We start from the raw sequence: 15,463 nt of genomic DNA on the forward strand, positions 1-15,463 counted from the left end.
ATACCCCTCACCCGGTTTCGAACTTCGTTCGAAACCACCCTCTCCCACAAGGGGAGAGGGTGCACCGATTTCGCTGCGCGCGATCGTGCAACTACAACCCCTTGTTCGCACATGACCACGCTCGACACCGGCCTCACCCTGATCCGCACCGCCTCGCGCCGCGTGTCGCGCGTCAACAGCGTGGTCGGCAACGCGTTCAAGGGCTGGATGCCGACCGGGCTCTATGCGCGCGCGCTGCTGATCATGATCGTGCCGATGGTGATCCTGCAGACCGTGGTCGCCGGCGTGTTCATGGAGCGGCACTGGAACACTGTGACGCGGCGACTGTCTGCCGCCGTGGTGCAGGACGTCGCGGCGCTGATCGACATCTACAAGGGCTATCCGCAGGACAAGGACCGCACCATGCTGCGCCGGATCGCGCAGCAGCGGCTCAACCTCGTGGTCGACTTCCTGCCCGCCGGCGACATGCCGCCGCCGGGTCCGAAGCCGTTCTTCAATCTGCTCGACCAGTCGCTGTCGAGCCAGATCGGCCGCCAGATCAGCCGCCCCTATTGGATCGACACCGTCGGCCGCTCCAACCTGGTCGAGATCCGCATCGCGCTCGATGACGCCGTGATGCGGGTGTTCGCGCAACGCGGCGCGGCCTATGCCTCGAACACCGATATCTTCCTGTTCTGGATGGTCGGCACCTCGTCGATCCTCTTGATCGTCTCGGTGCTGTTCCTGCGCAACCAGATCAAGCCGATCCTGCGCCTCGCGGACGCCGCGGAGAGTTTCGGCAAGGGCCGCGAGGTGCCGAACTTCCGGCCGCGCGGCGCGAGCGAGGTGCGGCGCGCGGCGCACGCCTTCCTGGAGATGAAGGCGCGCATCGAGCGCACGCTCGAGCAGCGCACCGCGATGCTCGCCGGCGTCAGCCACGACCTGCGCACCATCCTGACGCGCTTCAAGCTCGAGCTGGCGCTGTTCGGCGACGGCCCCGAGATCGACGCCATGCGCAAGGACGTCGACGAGATGTCGCACATGCTGGAGGACTATCTGGCGTTTGCGCGCGGCGACAATGGCGAGATTGCGCAGCCGACCGACATCTCCAACGCGCTCGAGGAGCTGCGCAGCGACGCCGAGCGCAACGGCCATTCCGCCACGGTGTCGTTCCACGGCCTGCCGGTGGTCACCGTCAAGCCGCAGGCGCTGAAGCGCTGCCTCGGCAACCTCGTCTCCAACGCCGCGCGCCATGCCGATGCGATCGCCATCACCGGCCATCGCGACCACCGCTACCTCACCATCACCGTCGACGATGACGGCCCGGGCATTCCGGCCAACATGCGCGAGGAGGTGTTCAAGCCGTTCCTGCGCCTCGACGACGCGCGCAACCAGGACGAAGGCGGCACCGGCCTCGGCCTCGCCATCGCCCGCGACATCGCCCGCTCGCATGGCGGCGACATCACGCTCGGCGACAGCCCGATGGGCGGCCTGCGCGCAAGCGTGCGGATCCCGGTGTAGCGCGCCGGGTCAACTCACTCCTGCGCAATGACAGCATCGAGCCACGCGCAGTTCAGCGGCGGTACGCGCGGGTCCGGCACGCGGACGCCGCGTGCGGCGGCGGACAGCCGCATGTCGCGCATGCGCTTGCGCGGCTCATCCGGCAGATACAACCGCTCGTGTCCCCACAATGACGGGCCATCGAACGTCTCGTGCGGCTGCCAGGTCGCGGGATCGATCACCCGGCCGCCCCAGCCATATTCGATGAAGAAGCCGGAGGGCGTGTTGACGTAGAACGAGGTCATGTGGTCGTTGGTGTGACGGCCCAGCGTGTAGGCCACGCGCCCGTCGTCGAGCTGCGCTAGATCGTAGCCCTGGCCGACGTCGTCGAGGCTGCCGAGCTCGACCATGAAATGATGCAGCGTGCGGCGGCCGGAGCCGACCATCGCGAAGCTATGATGGCGGCCGTTGACGTGGAAGAAATACAGCTTGTACGGCGTCAGGCCGAAGTCGGACACCTGGAAGCCGAGCAGGTCGCGATAGAACGCCAGCAGCGGCTCGACCTCCTCGACGTTGAGCACGGCGTGTCCCATGCCGAGCGGTCCGGTGCGAAAGCCCGAGATCGGGCGTCCCGGCCTGAACGAATCGGAGGCGACGGCAGCGCCCCAGAACACCTCGATGGTGTGGCCGGCCGGATCCTGAAATGAGATCAGCTCGCTGACATGACGCTCGTCGGCTAGCGCCTGCGAACCGCTGATGACCTTCACGCCATTGTTCTCGAGCCGGCCCGCGAGGCGCGCGAGCGCGGCGGCATCGCCGACCTCCCAGCCCATCACGGCGAGCCCGTCGTCACCGCTGCCGTCGACGATCAGCCGCTGCTTGCGGTCGTCCATGCGATAGGCCTGCATCCCGGCGGCACGATCGACGCGCTGCATCCCCAGCAGCTCGGTCGCCATCCTTCCCCACTGCTCCGCCTGCGACGACTTGATGCCGATGTAGCCGAGCGCCGTTATTTCCATGACGTGTTCTCCCGAAAGGCGCGGGCCGAATTTCGTATCAGCTCCGCGCGGTCCTGCAGTAGACTGCCGCCCCTGCATCCGGCTCGCGTTCTCAAGACGGTATCGGCGGACGCAAACGAAGAACAGGGAGGATTTTCCAGGTGTCCAAGCAACGGACGCGAGCTCCGCAAGCCCGTCCTGCGGAGGGTGTCCGCGCCTTCAAGCGGGGCCTGGACGTGCTGCGCGCGGTCAACCGGTCCGGCGGCATTCGCGCCGGCGACGTCGCCCGCCAGCTCGATCTGCCGCGGCCCACGGTCTATCGCCTGCTCGAAACACTGGAGGAACTCGGCTATGTCGCGCGCAGCGCCAGCGATGACCGCTTCCGGGTGACGCGCCACGCCTTGAGCCTCGGCGACGGCTATGATCCCGGCATCGTCATCTGCCAGGCAGCCGCCTCCTATCTCGCGGAGCTGAGCCGCACCCTGGTCTGGCCGGTCGATCTGTCGACCTATGAGAACGGCGCGATGGTCATCCAGGAGACCACGCATGCGCGCAGCCCGCTCTCGATCGATCGCAGCATGATCGGCAAGCGCCTGCCGATGCTGCGAACCTCGGCCGGCCGCGCCTATCTGGCGGCCTGCCCGCCCGCGGAGCGGGACCTCATCATCAACCACCTGCGACGCATCGAGGATGCCGAGGACGTTCCTTTCCTGGCGCCCGAGCGGCTGCAGCGCATGATGAATGAAACAGCTCAGCGCGGCTACGCGATCCGCGACGAGGGCGAATTCAATCCGAAGACGTCGTCGATCGCGGTGCCGATCGTGCGCGACGACATCGTGTTCGGCTGCATCTCGATCATCTGGATCCGCTCCGCCATGACCCTGGAGGAGGCGGTTGCCCAGTATGCTGCGCCGTTGCGCGACACCGCAGCCGCCATTCCCGTCGAGCGTTAAGCGTCCGCAGGGCGGACAGTTCGTGACCGCGCCTTGAAGGTGCGAGGCGGTTGCGGATCAGATGCGGCCATGAGCAACACGGCCGAACACTCCCAGAACTTCGACGTCGTCATCGTCGGTCGCGGCCCCGTCGGCTCGACGCTCGCCAATCTGCTCGGCCTCTGCGGCATCCGCACGCTGATCCTGGAGCGCGAGGCAAAGACCTACCATCTGCCGCGCGCAGTGCATTTCGACGACGAGTGCATGCGCGTGTTCCAGACCATCAGCCTCGCCGAGGCCATCCTGCCCCACCTCACTCTAAGTCCGGGCATGCGCTTCGTCGATGCCGAGGGCCGCTTGCTGCTGGACTGGCCACGCACGCGTGAGCCGACGGCGATGGGCTGGAATCTGAGCTACCGCTTTCACCAGCCGGATCTCGAAGCCGTGCTCAACAATGGCCTCGAGCGCTGGCCTCATGTCGAGCTGCGCACGCGCTGCGATGTCTTCGCGCTGGAGCAGGACCAGGACGGCGCCCGCGTCCGCTATGAGGACCTCGCCACCGGCCGGCTCGTCGACATCTCCTGCGCCTATGTCGTCGGCTGCGATGGTGCACGTTCGCTGGTGCGCCGCTTCATCGGCTCCGGGCTGGACGATCTCGGCTTTCACGAGCGCTGGCTGGTCTGCGACGTGCTGCTCAGCGCGGAGCGGCCCGATCTCGGCGATTTCAGCGTCCAGCACTGCAATCCGCAGCGTCCCGCGACCTACATCCGCGGCACCGGCAACCGCCGGCGCTGGGAGATCACCGTTCGTCCCGACGAGGACGCGGTCGAGATCACCCAGCCGGCGCGCGTATGGGAGCTGCTGTCGCCTTGGCTCCAGCCCGCGGAGGCCGAGATCGAACGCGCCGCCGTCTACACGTTCCACTCCGCGGTCGCGCAGCAATGGCGCGGTGGACGACTGTTGCTCGCCGGCGATTCCGCGCATCAAACCCCGCCGTTCCTCGGCCAGGGCATGTGTGCCGGCATTCGCGATGTCGCCAACCTCGCCTGGAAGCTCGCCTATGTGATCGCCGGCAAGGCGGCGCCTGATCTTCTCGACACCTATCAAAGCGAGCGCGCCCCGCATGTGCGCGAGTTCATCGAGATTGCGATCCGGCTCGGCGGCCTCATCAACACCAAGGCAGTCGCGGCGGCGCTCGCGACCGGCACGGCCCAGGGCGACGGCCAGCTCAAGCTCGACGTGCAGAAGCCACTGCTCGGCCCGGGCCTCGCCTGCGGCGATCGCAGCCTGACGGGAAAGCTGGCCCCACAATTCCGCAGCCGTGATCACGGCCGCAGCGACGACCGCGTCGGCTATCGCTTCGCGCTGCTGTGCCGGTCGGGACGCGGTGCCGGAGTGATCGAGCAGCATCATTCTGACCTGTCGGCCGCCGACGTCGCGATCATCTGCGGCGAGGAAGCTGGCGGCCTCGATGCCTGGCTCGATCAGCACGGCTTCGACGCCGTGCTGATGCGTCCTGACCGCTACATCATGGGTGCTGTCCGCAACGGCGAAGATCCCGTGACGCTGTTGTCCGGCCTCACCTGCCTTGCGCCGCCGCCGCGCGCGGCCTGATCGTTTCTGCTTTCCTGAGAGGGTTCACGTATGAAGCTGGTTTCCTTTGTCATCGACGGTCGCGCCGGCTACGGCGCGGTGAAGGGCGACGGCGTCGTCGACCTCGGCCGGCGGCTGCCGTCGAAGAGCCTGCGCGCGCTGCTCGAAGCGGGTGCGCTCGGCGACGCCGCCAAGCTGCTCGCCGCTGAACAGGCGGATTATCCTCTCAGTGCGATCACCTTCGCGCCCGTCATTGCCGACCCCGGCAAGATCATCTGCGTCGGCCTGAACTATCGCGACCACGTTGCCGAGACCGGACGGACCGTCACCGAGAAGCCCGCGCTGTTCGCGCGCTTTCCGACCAGCCAAGTGGGACATCTGCAGCCGATCGTTCGCCCCGATGTCTCCGAACATTTCGACTACGAAGGCGAGCTTGCGCTCGTGATCGGCAAGGCCGGCCGGCATGTCCGGCGCGAGGATGCGCTCACGCACATCGCCGGCTATTCCTGCTACAATGAAGGCAGCATCCGCGATTGGCAGCGCCATACGTCGCAATTCCTGTCGGGCAAGACCTTCGACAAGTCCGGCGCCTTCGGCCCCTGGCTGGTCACCGCCGATGAAATCCCCGACCCGTCCAGGCTGACACTGCAGACCCGCCTCAATGGCGAGACCGTGCAACAGACCACCACGGACCTGCTCATCACCGACGTGCCTGATCTGATCGTGTACTGCTCGACGATCATGACCTTGCTGCCGGGCGACGTGATCGTCACGGGCACACCGGGAGGCGTCGGCTTCAAGCGCACCCCGCCGCTGTTCATGAAACCCGGCGATACGGTCGAGGTCGAGATCTCCGGCATTGGCGTGCTGCGCAATTCCGTGACGGCCGAAGCGGCGGCCTGACGTCTGCGCCTCGCGGACAACCGCGAGGCGTACCAACCAGACACGACATAACAAACAAAATCGTTGAATCCGGGGAGGATCATCATGTCGCGCCGTCTCACATCCGGCATCGCCGCGCTGCTGCTGCTTGCGGGCTCATCCGCGCAGGCCGAGATCAAGGAAAAAGCCATCCGCATCGGTGTGCTCACCGACATGACCGGCATCTTCGCAACCGCGATGGGCCCCGGCTCGGTGGAAGCAGCACGGATGGCCGCGGACGAATTCGGCGGCAAGATCAACGGCAGGCCGATCGAGATCCTGCAGGCCGACCACCAGAACAAGCCGGATATCGCGGTCTCGCTCGCCCGGCGCTGGTTCGAGCAGGACGGCGTGCAGGCGATCGCCGATGGCGGCAGCTCCGGCGCAGCGCTCGGCGTGCAGGAGCTGGTGCGCGCCAACAAGAAGGTCTTCCTGATCTCGGGGGCCGGCGCCAACCAGCTGACCGAAGAGGCGTGCGCGTCCACCTCGGTGCAATGGACGCACGACGCCTATTCGACCGCGACCGCGGTCGTCTCGGGCATCATGCAGACCAGCAAGGAGCCGTGGTTCTTCATCACCGGCGACTACGCCTTCGGCCATTCGGTCGAGGCGACCGCGCGCGCCCGCATCGCCGAGCTCGGCGGCACGGTCGCCGGCAGCGTCAAGGCGCAGCTCGGCACGCCGGATTACGGCTCGTTCCTGCTGCAGGCGCAGGCCTCCGGCGCCAAGATCCTGGCGCTCAATGTGGCCGGCGACAACGCCACCGCGATCAAGCAGGCGGAGGAGTTCGGTCTCGCGGCCCAGGGCATGAAGATCGTGCCGATGTCGTTCCAGAACGTCGACATCGAAGCCATCGGCCTCAAGGCGACGCAGGGCGATCTCATCGTCACCAGCTTCTTCGAGGATGCCTCGCCCGCCGCGCGACGCTTCTCCGATGCCTTCTACGCGCGCCGCAAGGCGATGCCGTCACAGATCCAGGCCGGCGTCTATTCGGCCGTGCGGCACTATCTGCAGGCGGTGAAGGATGCCGACAGCGATGACGGCGCAACGGTGATGGCGAAGATGAAGGCCACGCCGGTCGCCGATGCTTATGCGGACCACGGCCAGATCCGCGACGACCAGCGCATGGTGCACGACCTCTATCTGGTCCAGGTCAAGACACCGGCCGAATCGAAGGCGCCGTGGGACTTCGTCAAGCTGGTGACGAAGATCGCGCCCGATCAGGCGTTTCGTCCGCTCGACCGCAGCAAATGCAGCCTGGTCGGCAAGTGAGCACTTGAGCGAGCCAGCATGATTCCGGACTATCAGCGCGCCGTCATCATCACCGCCCCGGGCGGACCGGAGGTTCTGTCGGAGCGTCAGGACTGGCCGGTCCCGCGGCTTGGCCCCGATGACGTGCTGATCGAGGTCGCAGCCGCCGGCATCAACCGTCACGACTGCAACCAGCGCGCCGCCGGGCCCTCGCGGGAGCCCAATCCCGTCCCGGGATTGGAAGCCGCTGGACGCATCGTTGCCTGCGGCGCCAACGTTGCCCCGGGACGACTCGGGAAAGCGGTGATTGCGCTGACCGATGGCGGATCCTACGCGCAATACGTCGCCACCGACCAGCATCTTGCTCTGGATCTGCCGGACGACCTCGACTGGATCCAGGGCGCCGCGCTGCCCGAGGCGCTGTTCACGACCTGGTTCAACTTCTTCGAGCTGATGCGCATGGCGCCCGGCGAGACGGCTCTGATTCATGGTGGCAGCAGCGGCGTCGGCACGATCGCGATCCAGCTGCTGCGCGCGCTGGGTCATCCGGTCTTGGCCACGGCCGGCACCGCGGAGAAGCGCGCCGCAGCGCTCGGGCTCGGCTGCAACGCCGTGTTCGACTATGCCGATCCAGATCTCGCCGAGCAGATCCGCGCCGCGACAGGGACGCGCGGCGTCGACTGCATCCTCGACACCTCCGCAGGCGCTCACATCGTACAGGACCTTGCGGCGCTGGCCATGGGAGGACGGATCGCCCATCTCTCGGCAGGACAGGGCAAGGAACTGGCGGTGCCGCTGCGCAGCCTGATGGCGCGCCGCGCCAGCATCACCGGCGCGTTGTTGCGTTCGACGCCGCTCGACCTCAAGCGGCGGATCGCAGCCGACCTGAAGCAGCGCATCGCACCCCTGCTCGGGACAGCGATTCGGCCGCCAATCGACAGCACCTATCGCCTGTCCGAGGCAGCCGGCGCGCACGAACGCATGGAAACGAACCGACACATCGGGAAGATCGTGCTTCGCGTCCGCGAATGAGCGCCAAACGGCGTCTCTGCGGCCGCCGCGCGCGACGAGCGCCGGCCTATTGCTTCACGCCCGGGATCAGGTTCTTCAGCTTGGCCATGTCCTTGACGTTCATCTTCATGCCGCCGGGCATGACGATGTCGCCGGGCTTCTGGTCCGCCTTGCAGGCGCCGAGCCACTTGGCCTCGATGGTCATCGCGGTGTCCTTGGCCCCCGCGGCGCCGCCCTGGATCTTCGAGGTCGTCTTGACCGTGTAGGCGGAGTTGAAGTCGCCGGTGATGTCGGCATGCGAGGTCGTGCTCATGCCGCCGAAGCTGCAGACGGAATCGCTGACATAGCCGGTCGCCGTCTTCTGGATGTCCTGCTTGGAGCAGACCTGCTGCGCCATCGGCGAGGCCATGTTGTTCATGTCCTTGTCGGTGGTCTCATCGGTGCAGTGCTGCATGGTCATCTCCGGCAGCTGGCCGCCGGATCTGATCATTTTCAACTCCCACAGCCCCGCCTTGCGCACCGGAAGCTCGAGCGCGGCCGCGCTCGCCGTGACGCCCAGCATGCCGCAACAGAGGAGTCCGAGGACGAGGCGGTGACGTGTCATGATTGTGTTCCGGCTTGATGTCGATCGGCGGACCGATGACGCCGAATCATGGCGTTAGTGTAGTCAGGCCTCGATGCGGTTCAGTAAAGCGTCCGCAGCGGTCGCTGCGCCGAGCCATACGGCACCCAGCGGCAGGAGAACGACACGTAGCCGCCATAGCGCGCATCGACGGCGCGGAATTTCGCGACCTTGCCGTAGGAGGCGCAGTGGTCGACCGCCATCTGGCGCGCGTCCGCCGTCTGGGCCAGCGGATAGGCGATGATGCCGCCGGTGTCGTTGCCCTTGAACGCCGGCACCCAGTCGGCCCGGGCCGGCGCGGCGGCCATCACCGCCAAAGCGGCCGTTAAGCCGGCCATCACACCAGCCATCTTCACGAATCGGGTGTTCGCGATCCCGACCTTCAGCATCCGCATTGGAGTCTCCTTAGCGCTGGCGCCATCCTAAAGGTCCTGTCCCGTCAAGAAAAGAACACCGGCCCCGGGTTAACAGGACTAATCGTGGAGTGTTGCCGCGTTGCACTTGACCTCCTGTGGCCGCCGCGGCACGGTCCATGTTCCCGGATCAGACCTTGCGGACGGCCCATGCGCGACTTCAGCACCCCTATCAAGACGCTCGGCGCTGCTTGCGGCGCGCTGCTCGCGGCTCTCGTCGCCACTGCGCCGGCCCACGCCGCCAACCCGCTGGAAATGAACTTCTGGCTGTCGGGTCCGAAATATGAGGGCCGCGTCGCGCCCTGCGAGGCGGCCGTCCCGACCATCGTGTCGCGCTTCCAGGAGAAGGAGAGCACCTTCTGGAATTCGTCGCTGACGATCACCGGCATCGCCAATGTCCGCGAGATCGCCTTCCGGCCCTGGCAGTCCGACAACATCCCGCGCCGCTACTGCACCGGCAGCGTCATGGTCAGCGACGGCAAGGTCCGCACCGTCAACTACTCCATCATCGAGGATGGCGGCTTCGCCGGCTACGATCAGGGTGTCGAGTTCTGCGTGGTCGGGCTCGACCGCAACTGGGCCTTCAATCCGGCGTGCCGCGCCGCCAAGCCCTGATTCGGCCGTCACACGGCGAATTTCTGAGCTTCGGTTATCGGCTGCCTCCGGGCAGCCGTTTTTGTTCTTGTAATGTTCCGGCCGACTGCTAAGTTCCTGGTATTGTCCGGGGAGTTTGCCATGTTCGATTGCCTGCGCCGACCTGCCGCCATTGTCACCGCGATCGCCGGTTTCGCCCTGCTGCTGTGCGCGCCCGCGGGAGCGCAGGACCGCCGCCAGAACGCGCCGGGCGCGTTCGACTTCTACGTCCTGTCACTGTCCTGGTCGCCGTCCTTCTGCGCCGAGGCCGAGGAGCGCGGTGGCCGCGGCCGTGGCTCGCAGCAGTGCAGCGGCCGACCCTACTCTTTCGTCGTGCATGGGCTGTGGCCGCAATATGAAAACGGCTATCCCGAATATTGCGAGCAGCCGTCGCCGCGCCTGCCGCGCAACATCATGACCTCGATGCTCGACCTGATGCCGGCGCCGGGGCTGATCTACAACGAGTGGGACAAGCACGGCACCTGCTCGGGCCTGTCGGCAAAGGCCTATTTCGAGGCCATCCGCAAGGCCCGCGCCGTGGTCAAGATTCCTCCGGAGTTCTTCGATCCGTCGCAGGCCAAGACCGCGTCGCCGACCGCCATCGAGGAGGCCTTCATCAAGGTCAACCCCAAGCTGACGACATCGGCCATCGCCGTCACCTGCAACCGCACCCGGCTGAGCGAGGTGCGGATCTGCCTGTCGAAGGACCTCGAGTTCCGCAGCTGCGACGAGGTCGATCGCCAGGCCTGCCGGCGTGACGAGATCAACATGCCGCCGGTGCGCGGCGGCTAGCGCCTCGGGCCGGCGGGCCCGCGCGCGACCGCACGAATGGGTACCCTTTTGTCGCGGAACGGCGTAACCCCTGCGGCATGAACTACCGACACGCCTTTCACGCCGGCGGCTTCGCCGACGTCATCAAGCACATCGTGCTGACGCGCATCCTGGTCTACCTGCAGGACAAGCCGGCGGCGTTTCGCGTCATCGATACGCATGCCGGCGCCGGGCTGTACGATCTGACCGGCGACGAGGCGACCCGCAGCGGCGAGTTTCTCACCGGCATCGCGCGGCTGCTGCAGGCGCGGCTGTCGGACCAGGCCTACGCCCTGGTCGCGCCCTATCTCGACATCGTCCGGTCGTTCAACCCGACCCCCGAGCTGATCGCCTATCCCGGCTCGCCCCTGATCGCGCGGGCGCTGCTGCGGCCGCAGGATCGCATGACCCTGTGCGAGCTGGCACCTGAGCCGCGCAAGCAGCTGATCGATGTGCTGCGCCGCGATGCGCAGGCCCGCGTCGTCGATCTCGACGGCTGGGTCGCCCTGCCCGCCTTCGTGCCGCCGAACGAGCGGCGGGGCGTGGTGCTGATCGATCCGGCCTTCGAGGCGAAAGACGAGTTCGAGCGGCTCGCCGACCGGTTCGCTGCCGCTTATGCGAAGTGGCCGACCGGTATCTACGTGCTCTGGTATCCGGCCAAGAGCCGCCGTGCGACCGAGGATCTGACCGATCGCGTCGCGCATCTCGCCGCTGCAGCGAAGCCGCCGGGCAAGGTGTTGCGGGTCGAATTCAGCGTCGCACCGCAGATCGAAGGCGAGGCGCTGACCTCGACCGGGCTCTTGATCGTCAACCCGCCATGGACATTGCATGATGAGCTCAAGCTCATCCTGCAGGAACTGCAGCGGCCGCTCGGTCAGGGCGGCACTGCACGCTTCAGGCTGGACATCCCCAAAGCTTGAAGCGGGCGCGCATCGAAAAGCCGTAGTCAATCGGCGCGGAACCGTATTATTGTGTCTGACTGTAAGACTGGCTTTACGTTCCGCTTCCGCGAATGGTTGCGGCGGGGTGATCAAGGCCTAACAAGATCCGACGATCCGGCGTGGCGAGCGCTGGGCGTTAAGGTGGCCAACGCTTTCCGATTGAAGTGATGACCGGTCGGACGCTGCGCAGGGCGCGCAGTGGAGGAAGCATTGCGGGGGAGGAGTTTCCCGATGGCCATGACTGGGACAGTCAAGTTCTTCAATGGTGAGCGCGGCTACGGCTTCATCAAGCCGGACGACGGTGGACGCGACGTGTTCGTGCACATCACGGCGGTGGAGCGCGCGGGCTTGAAGGATCTGACCGAGGGACAGCGTATCAGCTTCGAGGTCGAGCCGGACAAGAAGGGCAAAGGCCCGAAGGCGGTGAACCTGGTCCTGTCGTCGTAGCGCGAGCCCGCGGAGGGCACGCGCCAGCGTGACCTGCTCCAGCGGGCGCCGCAACGTCATTCACAGATTGGTTTGGAAGCTGCCGACAGCGCAGTCGGCTCGCGTGCTCAGCCTTGGCTGATCAGCACGCGCGGCCTGCGCATGATGACGCACGCCTCCTGGTCAGCTTGCAACGTCAGCTTGTCAGGTCGGGTCGCTCGACTCGTCACGACAAAAAAATTCCGGCCGCGTGAGCGGCCGGAAGGTCGTCGTTCGACGTTTCTTCTTCCTAATTTTTGTTGCTATCAGAAGTGGAAGTTGATGCCTGCACGGATCAATCCAGACCGATAGTCGTTCTTCGCCCCCGTGATCACGAAATTGCTGCTGTCGAGATCGACATAGAGATACTCGATCTTGGCGCTCCAGTTCTGTGCCAGGCCGAACTCGGTGCCGACACCGAGCGTCCAGCCGGCCGTCGTGTGCGATTCCGACAGACCGAACGTCTCGGCGCGCAGCGAGCCGAAGGCGAGACCGCCGGTGCCGTAGAACAGAATGTTGTTGAAGGCGTAGCCGGCGCGGCCGCGCAAGGTGCCGAACCATGGGTTCGAGAACTTCCACGGCGCAAAGGTGTCGTTGGCGCCGGTGAGGTTGAAATCGCCTTCGACGCCGAACACCCACGGGCCGTTCTGCCAATTGTAGCCGGCGGTGATGCCGCCAGTGAGGCCGGACGGCTTGGTCGGGTTGTTGCCGACCGAGCCCCATTCATAGCCCAGCGTGCCGCCCAGATAAGGGCCGGCCCAGCTGTAGGCGTTGAGGGGCTGGTTCACCGTATAAGGCGCCTGGCGCCCGTAGCCGAGATCGGCGGCCTGCGCCGACCCCGATCCGAAAGCCGCTGCGCCCAAGCCCGCCGCGGCGGCAGCACCGACCAAGAACCTGTTCATCGCTCACTCCCACGCAACTCGCCGCTGCCAGCCGGACCTGCGTCGCGCGATGCCGTGCGCGGGCCGGAATGGTTACGGAACTCCGTCTTTTTTCGTGAGCATTTATCGAGAGTTTTAGGTTAAGCCGTTGTTAAGCCCGGTTAGCGATCGATTAATGTGCTTAACGAAGCGTTACCGCCCCTTGTCTGCCCTGCCCTGTGCATGGCGCCAGCGCATGCTGGCGGGACGGCGCGGCAGCGCTTAATTTGTCGGCCATGACCACCCACAGCTCCGATCCACCCAAGGCGCCAGCGCCCGCAAGCCGGCGTGGCGCCGGGGCCGACCTGCCGCCCGAGGCCATCGATACGCCTGATCTGGATCCCGCCGCTGCGGCGGACGAGGACGACGACGGCCGCCTGCCGGAGCTGACCGAGGACAGCGCGGAGACGGTCGGCGAAGGCCCGCTGGCGATCGGCCATGCCGCGATCGAGAACGCGGTGCGGCTGGCGCCGACCTCGCCCGGCGTCTACCGCATGCTCAATGCGGCGCATGACGTGCTCTATGTCGGCAAGGCCAAGAACGTCAAAAAGCGCCTGTCGTCCTATGCGCGCGCCAATGCGCCATTGCCGGCGCGCATCCTGCGCATGATCGCCGCCACCGTAACCGTCGAGATCGTCTCGACCGGTACGGAGACCGAGGCGCTCCTGCTGGAAGCAAACCTCATCAAGCAGCTCAAGCCGCGCTTCAACGTGCAGCTGCGCGACGACAAGTCGTTTCCCTACATCCTGATCACCGGCGACCATTGGGCGCCGCAGATCCTCAAGCATCGCGGCGCGCAGTCGCGGCCCGGCCGCTATTTCGGCCCGTTCGCCTCGGCCGGTGCCGTCAATCGCACCATCACGGCGCTGCAGCGCGCCTTCCTGATCCGCTCCTGCACCGATTCGTTCTTCGAGAGCCGCACCCGTCCCTGCCTGCTGCACCAGATCCGCCGCTGCGCCGGGCCGTGCACGCAGGAGATCGACTTCCCCGGCTATACCGAGCTGGTGCGCGAGGCGACCGACTTCCTGTCCGGCCGCAGCCAGGCGGTGAAGTCGCTGCTGGCGACCGAGATGGAGAAAGCCTCCGGCGAACTCGAATTCGAGACCGCCGCGGTCTATCGCGACCGTCTCGCCGCGCTGTCGGCGATCTCCTCGCAGCAGGGCATCAACCCGCGCACGGTCGAGGAGGCCGACGTGTTCGCCATCCACCAGGAGGGCGGCTATTCCTGCGTCGAGGTGTTCTTCTTCCGCACCGGCCAGAACTGGGGCAACCGCGCCTATTTTCCTCGCGCGGAGAAGAGCTACCTGCCGGAGGAGGTGCTGTCCGCCTTCATCACGCAGTTCTACGACGACAAGCCGCCGCCGAAGCTGATCCTGCTGTCGCACGAGATCGAGGAAGCCGAGCTGCTTGCCGAGGCGCTGTGCGTCAAGGCCGGCCACAAGGTCGAGGTGTCCTGCCCGAAGCGCGGCGAGAAGAAGGACCTCGTCGCGCATGCGCTGACCAATGCGCGCGAGGCACTCGGCCGCAAGCTCGCGGATACCGCGACGCAGAGCCGCCTCTTGGAGGCGATGACGACGACGCTCGGCCTGCCTCAGACCCCGAAGCGCATCGAGGTCTACGACAACAGCCACATCCAGGGCACCAACGCGGTCGGCGCGATGATCGTCGCCGGCCCCGACGGCTTCATGAAGAACCAGTACCGCAAGTTCAACATCAAGTCGGAAGGGCTGACGCCCGGCGACGACTACGCGATGATGAAGGAGGTGCTGCAGCGCCGCTTCAAGCGGCTGGTCGCGCCGTCGGAAAAGGATCTCGCGCGCGCGGCCAAGGAGGACGACGTGCCGCAATGGCCCGACCTCGTCATCATCGATGGCGGCCGCGGCCAGCTCAACGCCGTCCGCGAGATCTTCACCGAGCTCGGCGTCACCAAGGTGGCGCTGATGTCGGTCGCCAAGGGGCCGGACCGCGACGCCGGCCGCGAGACGCTGTTCATTCCCGAGCGCGAAGCGATCAAGCTCGAGCCGCGCGATCCCGTGCTGTATTTCATCCAGCGCCTGCGCGACGAGGCGCACCGCTTCGTCATCGGCTCGCACCGCAAGCTGCGCAAGAAGGACATCCGCGAAGCCGGCCTGCAGGAGATCCCCGGCATCGGCCCGTCACGCAAGCGCGCGCTGCTGCACCATTTCGGCACCCTGAAGGAAATCGAGCGCGCCTCGATCGCCGATCTCGGCAAGGTGCCCGGCGTCAGCGCCGAGAGCGCCCGGAAGATCTTCGAGTACTTCCACAGCAACGCGGGTTGAGGGGGACCGGGCGACCAACTGGCTTCCCGGGTACAGCTTGGGCCCTGCTCTCTCCACGCTGTCATTCCGGGGCGCGCGCAGCGCGAGCCCGGAATCCATACCCCCAGGCAGGCGTGGGGACGGGACAGGCCGTGGCATCATCGCGCATGATCACTGATGGTGGTGGTTATGGAT

The 15,463-nt window shown here is 66.4% G+C and carries 15 protein-coding genes; 11 read left to right on the forward strand and 4 right to left on the reverse strand.

The window, feature by feature from the left end; genetic code table 11:
• The first annotated feature begins 111 nt into the window (after positions 1-111).
• Complete coding sequence (locus ACQR1I_RS26110) at positions 112-1,500, forward strand: ATP-binding protein (RefSeq protein ID WP_434869405.1); 1,389 nt, start codon at positions 112-114, stop codon at positions 1,498-1,500.
• 14 nt (positions 1,501-1,514) lie between these two features.
• On the opposite strand, the gene ACQR1I_RS26115 is transcribed toward ACQR1I_RS26110, so the two are convergent.
• Positions 1,515-2,498: a VOC family protein gene (locus ACQR1I_RS26115; protein WP_434869404.1), complete on the reverse strand. Its 984-nt coding sequence runs from the start codon at positions 2,496-2,498 to the stop codon at positions 1,515-1,517.
• 140 nt (positions 2,499-2,638) lie between these two features.
• Here ACQR1I_RS26115 and ACQR1I_RS26120 point away from each other — a divergent pair, with 140 nt between their 5' ends.
• The 5 genes from ACQR1I_RS26120 to ACQR1I_RS26140 all read left to right on the forward strand — a co-directional run bounded on the left by ACQR1I_RS26120 (position 2,639) and on the right by ACQR1I_RS26140 (position 8,206).
• Complete coding sequence (locus ACQR1I_RS26120; RefSeq protein ID WP_434869403.1) at positions 2,639-3,430, forward strand: DNA-binding transcriptional regulator; 792 nt, start codon at positions 2,639-2,641, stop codon at positions 3,428-3,430.
• A gap of 69 nt (positions 3,431-3,499) precedes the next feature.
• Positions 3,500-5,023 carry a bifunctional 3-(3-hydroxy-phenyl)propionate/3-hydroxycinnamic acid hydroxylase gene (locus tag ACQR1I_RS26125; protein ID WP_434869402.1) on the forward strand — a complete coding sequence of 508 codons (1,524 nt, stop codon included), beginning with the start codon at positions 3,500-3,502 and terminating at the stop codon, positions 5,021-5,023.
• 30 nt (positions 5,024-5,053) lie between these two features.
• On the forward strand, positions 5,054-5,905 hold the full coding sequence (locus ACQR1I_RS26130) for a fumarylacetoacetate hydrolase family protein (protein ID WP_434869401.1): 852 nt from the start codon (positions 5,054-5,056) through the stop codon (positions 5,903-5,905).
• An 84-nt stretch (positions 5,906-5,989) separates the two neighbouring features.
• Positions 5,990-7,195 carry an ABC transporter substrate-binding protein gene (locus ACQR1I_RS26135; protein WP_434869400.1) on the forward strand — a complete coding sequence of 402 codons (1,206 nt, stop codon included), beginning with the start codon at positions 5,990-5,992 and terminating at the stop codon, positions 7,193-7,195.
• A gap of 18 nt (positions 7,196-7,213) precedes the next feature.
• Entirely contained in the window at positions 7,214-8,206 is a 993-nt protein-coding gene (locus ACQR1I_RS26140) for an NAD(P)H-quinone oxidoreductase (protein ID WP_434869399.1), read from the forward strand.
• Positions 8,207-8,252: 46 nt separating this feature from the next.
• Here the strand turns inward: ACQR1I_RS26140 and ACQR1I_RS26145 are convergent, their stop codons facing one another.
• Positions 8,253-8,789, reverse strand: a complete 537-nt coding sequence (locus ACQR1I_RS26145; protein WP_434869398.1) for a DUF3617 domain-containing protein — start codon at positions 8,787-8,789, stop codon at positions 8,253-8,255.
• A gap of 80 nt (positions 8,790-8,869) precedes the next feature.
• Positions 8,870-9,202 (reverse strand): hypothetical protein, encoded by a 333-nt coding sequence (locus tag ACQR1I_RS26150; RefSeq protein WP_434869397.1) that lies wholly within the window; start codon positions 9,200-9,202, stop codon positions 8,870-8,872.
• 168 nt (positions 9,203-9,370) lie between these two features.
• Between ACQR1I_RS26150 and ACQR1I_RS26155 the strand changes: the two genes are divergently transcribed.
• The 4 genes from ACQR1I_RS26155 to ACQR1I_RS26170 all read left to right on the forward strand — a co-directional run bounded on the left by ACQR1I_RS26155 (position 9,371) and on the right by ACQR1I_RS26170 (position 12,051).
• On the forward strand, positions 9,371-9,835 hold the full coding sequence (locus tag ACQR1I_RS26155; RefSeq protein ID WP_434869396.1) for a hypothetical protein: 465 nt from the start codon (positions 9,371-9,373) through the stop codon (positions 9,833-9,835).
• Positions 9,836-9,955: 120 nt separating this feature from the next.
• Entirely contained in the window at positions 9,956-10,645 is a 690-nt protein-coding gene (locus tag ACQR1I_RS26160; RefSeq protein WP_434869395.1) for a ribonuclease T2 family protein, read from the forward strand.
• Positions 10,646-10,722: 77 nt separating this feature from the next.
• Positions 10,723-11,583, forward strand: coding sequence for a 23S rRNA (adenine(2030)-N(6))-methyltransferase RlmJ (locus ACQR1I_RS26165; protein ID WP_434869394.1), 861 nt, complete (start codon positions 10,723-10,725; stop codon positions 11,581-11,583).
• A gap of 252 nt (positions 11,584-11,835) precedes the next feature.
• A complete protein-coding gene (locus ACQR1I_RS26170; protein WP_006612991.1) occupies positions 11,836-12,051 on the forward strand; it encodes a cold-shock protein in 216 nt (71 codons plus the stop codon).
• Positions 12,052-12,335: 284 nt separating this feature from the next.
• On the opposite strand, the gene ACQR1I_RS26175 is transcribed toward ACQR1I_RS26170, so the two are convergent.
• Complete coding sequence (locus tag ACQR1I_RS26175) at positions 12,336-12,971, reverse strand: outer membrane protein (protein WP_434869393.1); 636 nt, start codon at positions 12,969-12,971, stop codon at positions 12,336-12,338.
• A 254-nt stretch (positions 12,972-13,225) separates the two neighbouring features.
• Here ACQR1I_RS26175 and uvrC point away from each other — a divergent pair, with 254 nt between their 5' ends.
• On the forward strand, positions 13,226-15,289 hold the full coding sequence (gene uvrC / locus ACQR1I_RS26180) for an excinuclease ABC subunit UvrC (protein ID WP_434869392.1): 2,064 nt from the start codon (positions 13,226-13,228) through the stop codon (positions 15,287-15,289).
• Positions 15,290-15,463 lie beyond the last annotated feature (174 nt).

This window comes from Bradyrhizobium sp. HKCCYLS2038 (assembly GCF_051167655.1).
Lineage (GTDB): Bacteria > Pseudomonadota > Alphaproteobacteria > Rhizobiales > Xanthobacteraceae > Bradyrhizobium.

Excerpts from the sequence above, each read along its gene's own strand:
- ACQR1I_RS26150 (WP_434869397.1), bottom strand. The coding sequence starts at position 9,202 with ATGCGGATGCTGAAGGTCGGGATCGCGAACACCCGATTCGTGAAGATG.
- ACQR1I_RS26145 (WP_434869398.1), bottom strand. The coding sequence starts at position 8,789 with ATGACACGTCACCGCCTCGTCCTCGGACTCCTCTGTTGCGGCATGCTG.
- ACQR1I_RS26135 (WP_434869400.1), top strand. The coding sequence starts at position 5,990 with ATGTCGCGCCGTCTCACATCCGGCATCGCCGCGCTGCTGCTGCTTGCG.
- ACQR1I_RS26130 (WP_434869401.1), top strand. The coding sequence starts at position 5,054 with ATGAAGCTGGTTTCCTTTGTCATCGACGGTCGCGCCGGCTACGGCGCG.
- uvrC (WP_434869392.1), top strand. The coding sequence starts at position 13,226 with ATGACCACCCACAGCTCCGATCCACCCAAGGCGCCAGCGCCCGCAAGC.
- ACQR1I_RS26175 (WP_434869393.1), bottom strand. The coding sequence starts at position 12,971 with ATGAACAGGTTCTTGGTCGGTGCTGCCGCCGCGGCGGGCTTGGGCGCA.
- ACQR1I_RS26165 (WP_434869394.1), top strand. The coding sequence starts at position 10,723 with ATGAACTACCGACACGCCTTTCACGCCGGCGGCTTCGCCGACGTCATC.
- ACQR1I_RS26155 (WP_434869396.1), top strand. The coding sequence starts at position 9,371 with ATGCGCGACTTCAGCACCCCTATCAAGACGCTCGGCGCTGCTTGCGGC.
- ACQR1I_RS26140 (WP_434869399.1), top strand. The coding sequence starts at position 7,214 with ATGATTCCGGACTATCAGCGCGCCGTCATCATCACCGCCCCGGGCGGA.
- ACQR1I_RS26115 (WP_434869404.1), bottom strand. The coding sequence starts at position 2,498 with ATGGAAATAACGGCGCTCGGCTACATCGGCATCAAGTCGTCGCAGGCG.
- ACQR1I_RS26125 (WP_434869402.1), top strand. The coding sequence starts at position 3,500 with ATGAGCAACACGGCCGAACACTCCCAGAACTTCGACGTCGTCATCGTC.
- ACQR1I_RS26170 (WP_006612991.1), top strand. The coding sequence starts at position 11,836 with ATGGCCATGACTGGGACAGTCAAGTTCTTCAATGGTGAGCGCGGCTAC.
- ACQR1I_RS26110 (WP_434869405.1), top strand. The coding sequence starts at position 112 with ATGACCACGCTCGACACCGGCCTCACCCTGATCCGCACCGCCTCGCGC.
- ACQR1I_RS26160 (WP_434869395.1), top strand. The coding sequence starts at position 9,956 with ATGTTCGATTGCCTGCGCCGACCTGCCGCCATTGTCACCGCGATCGCC.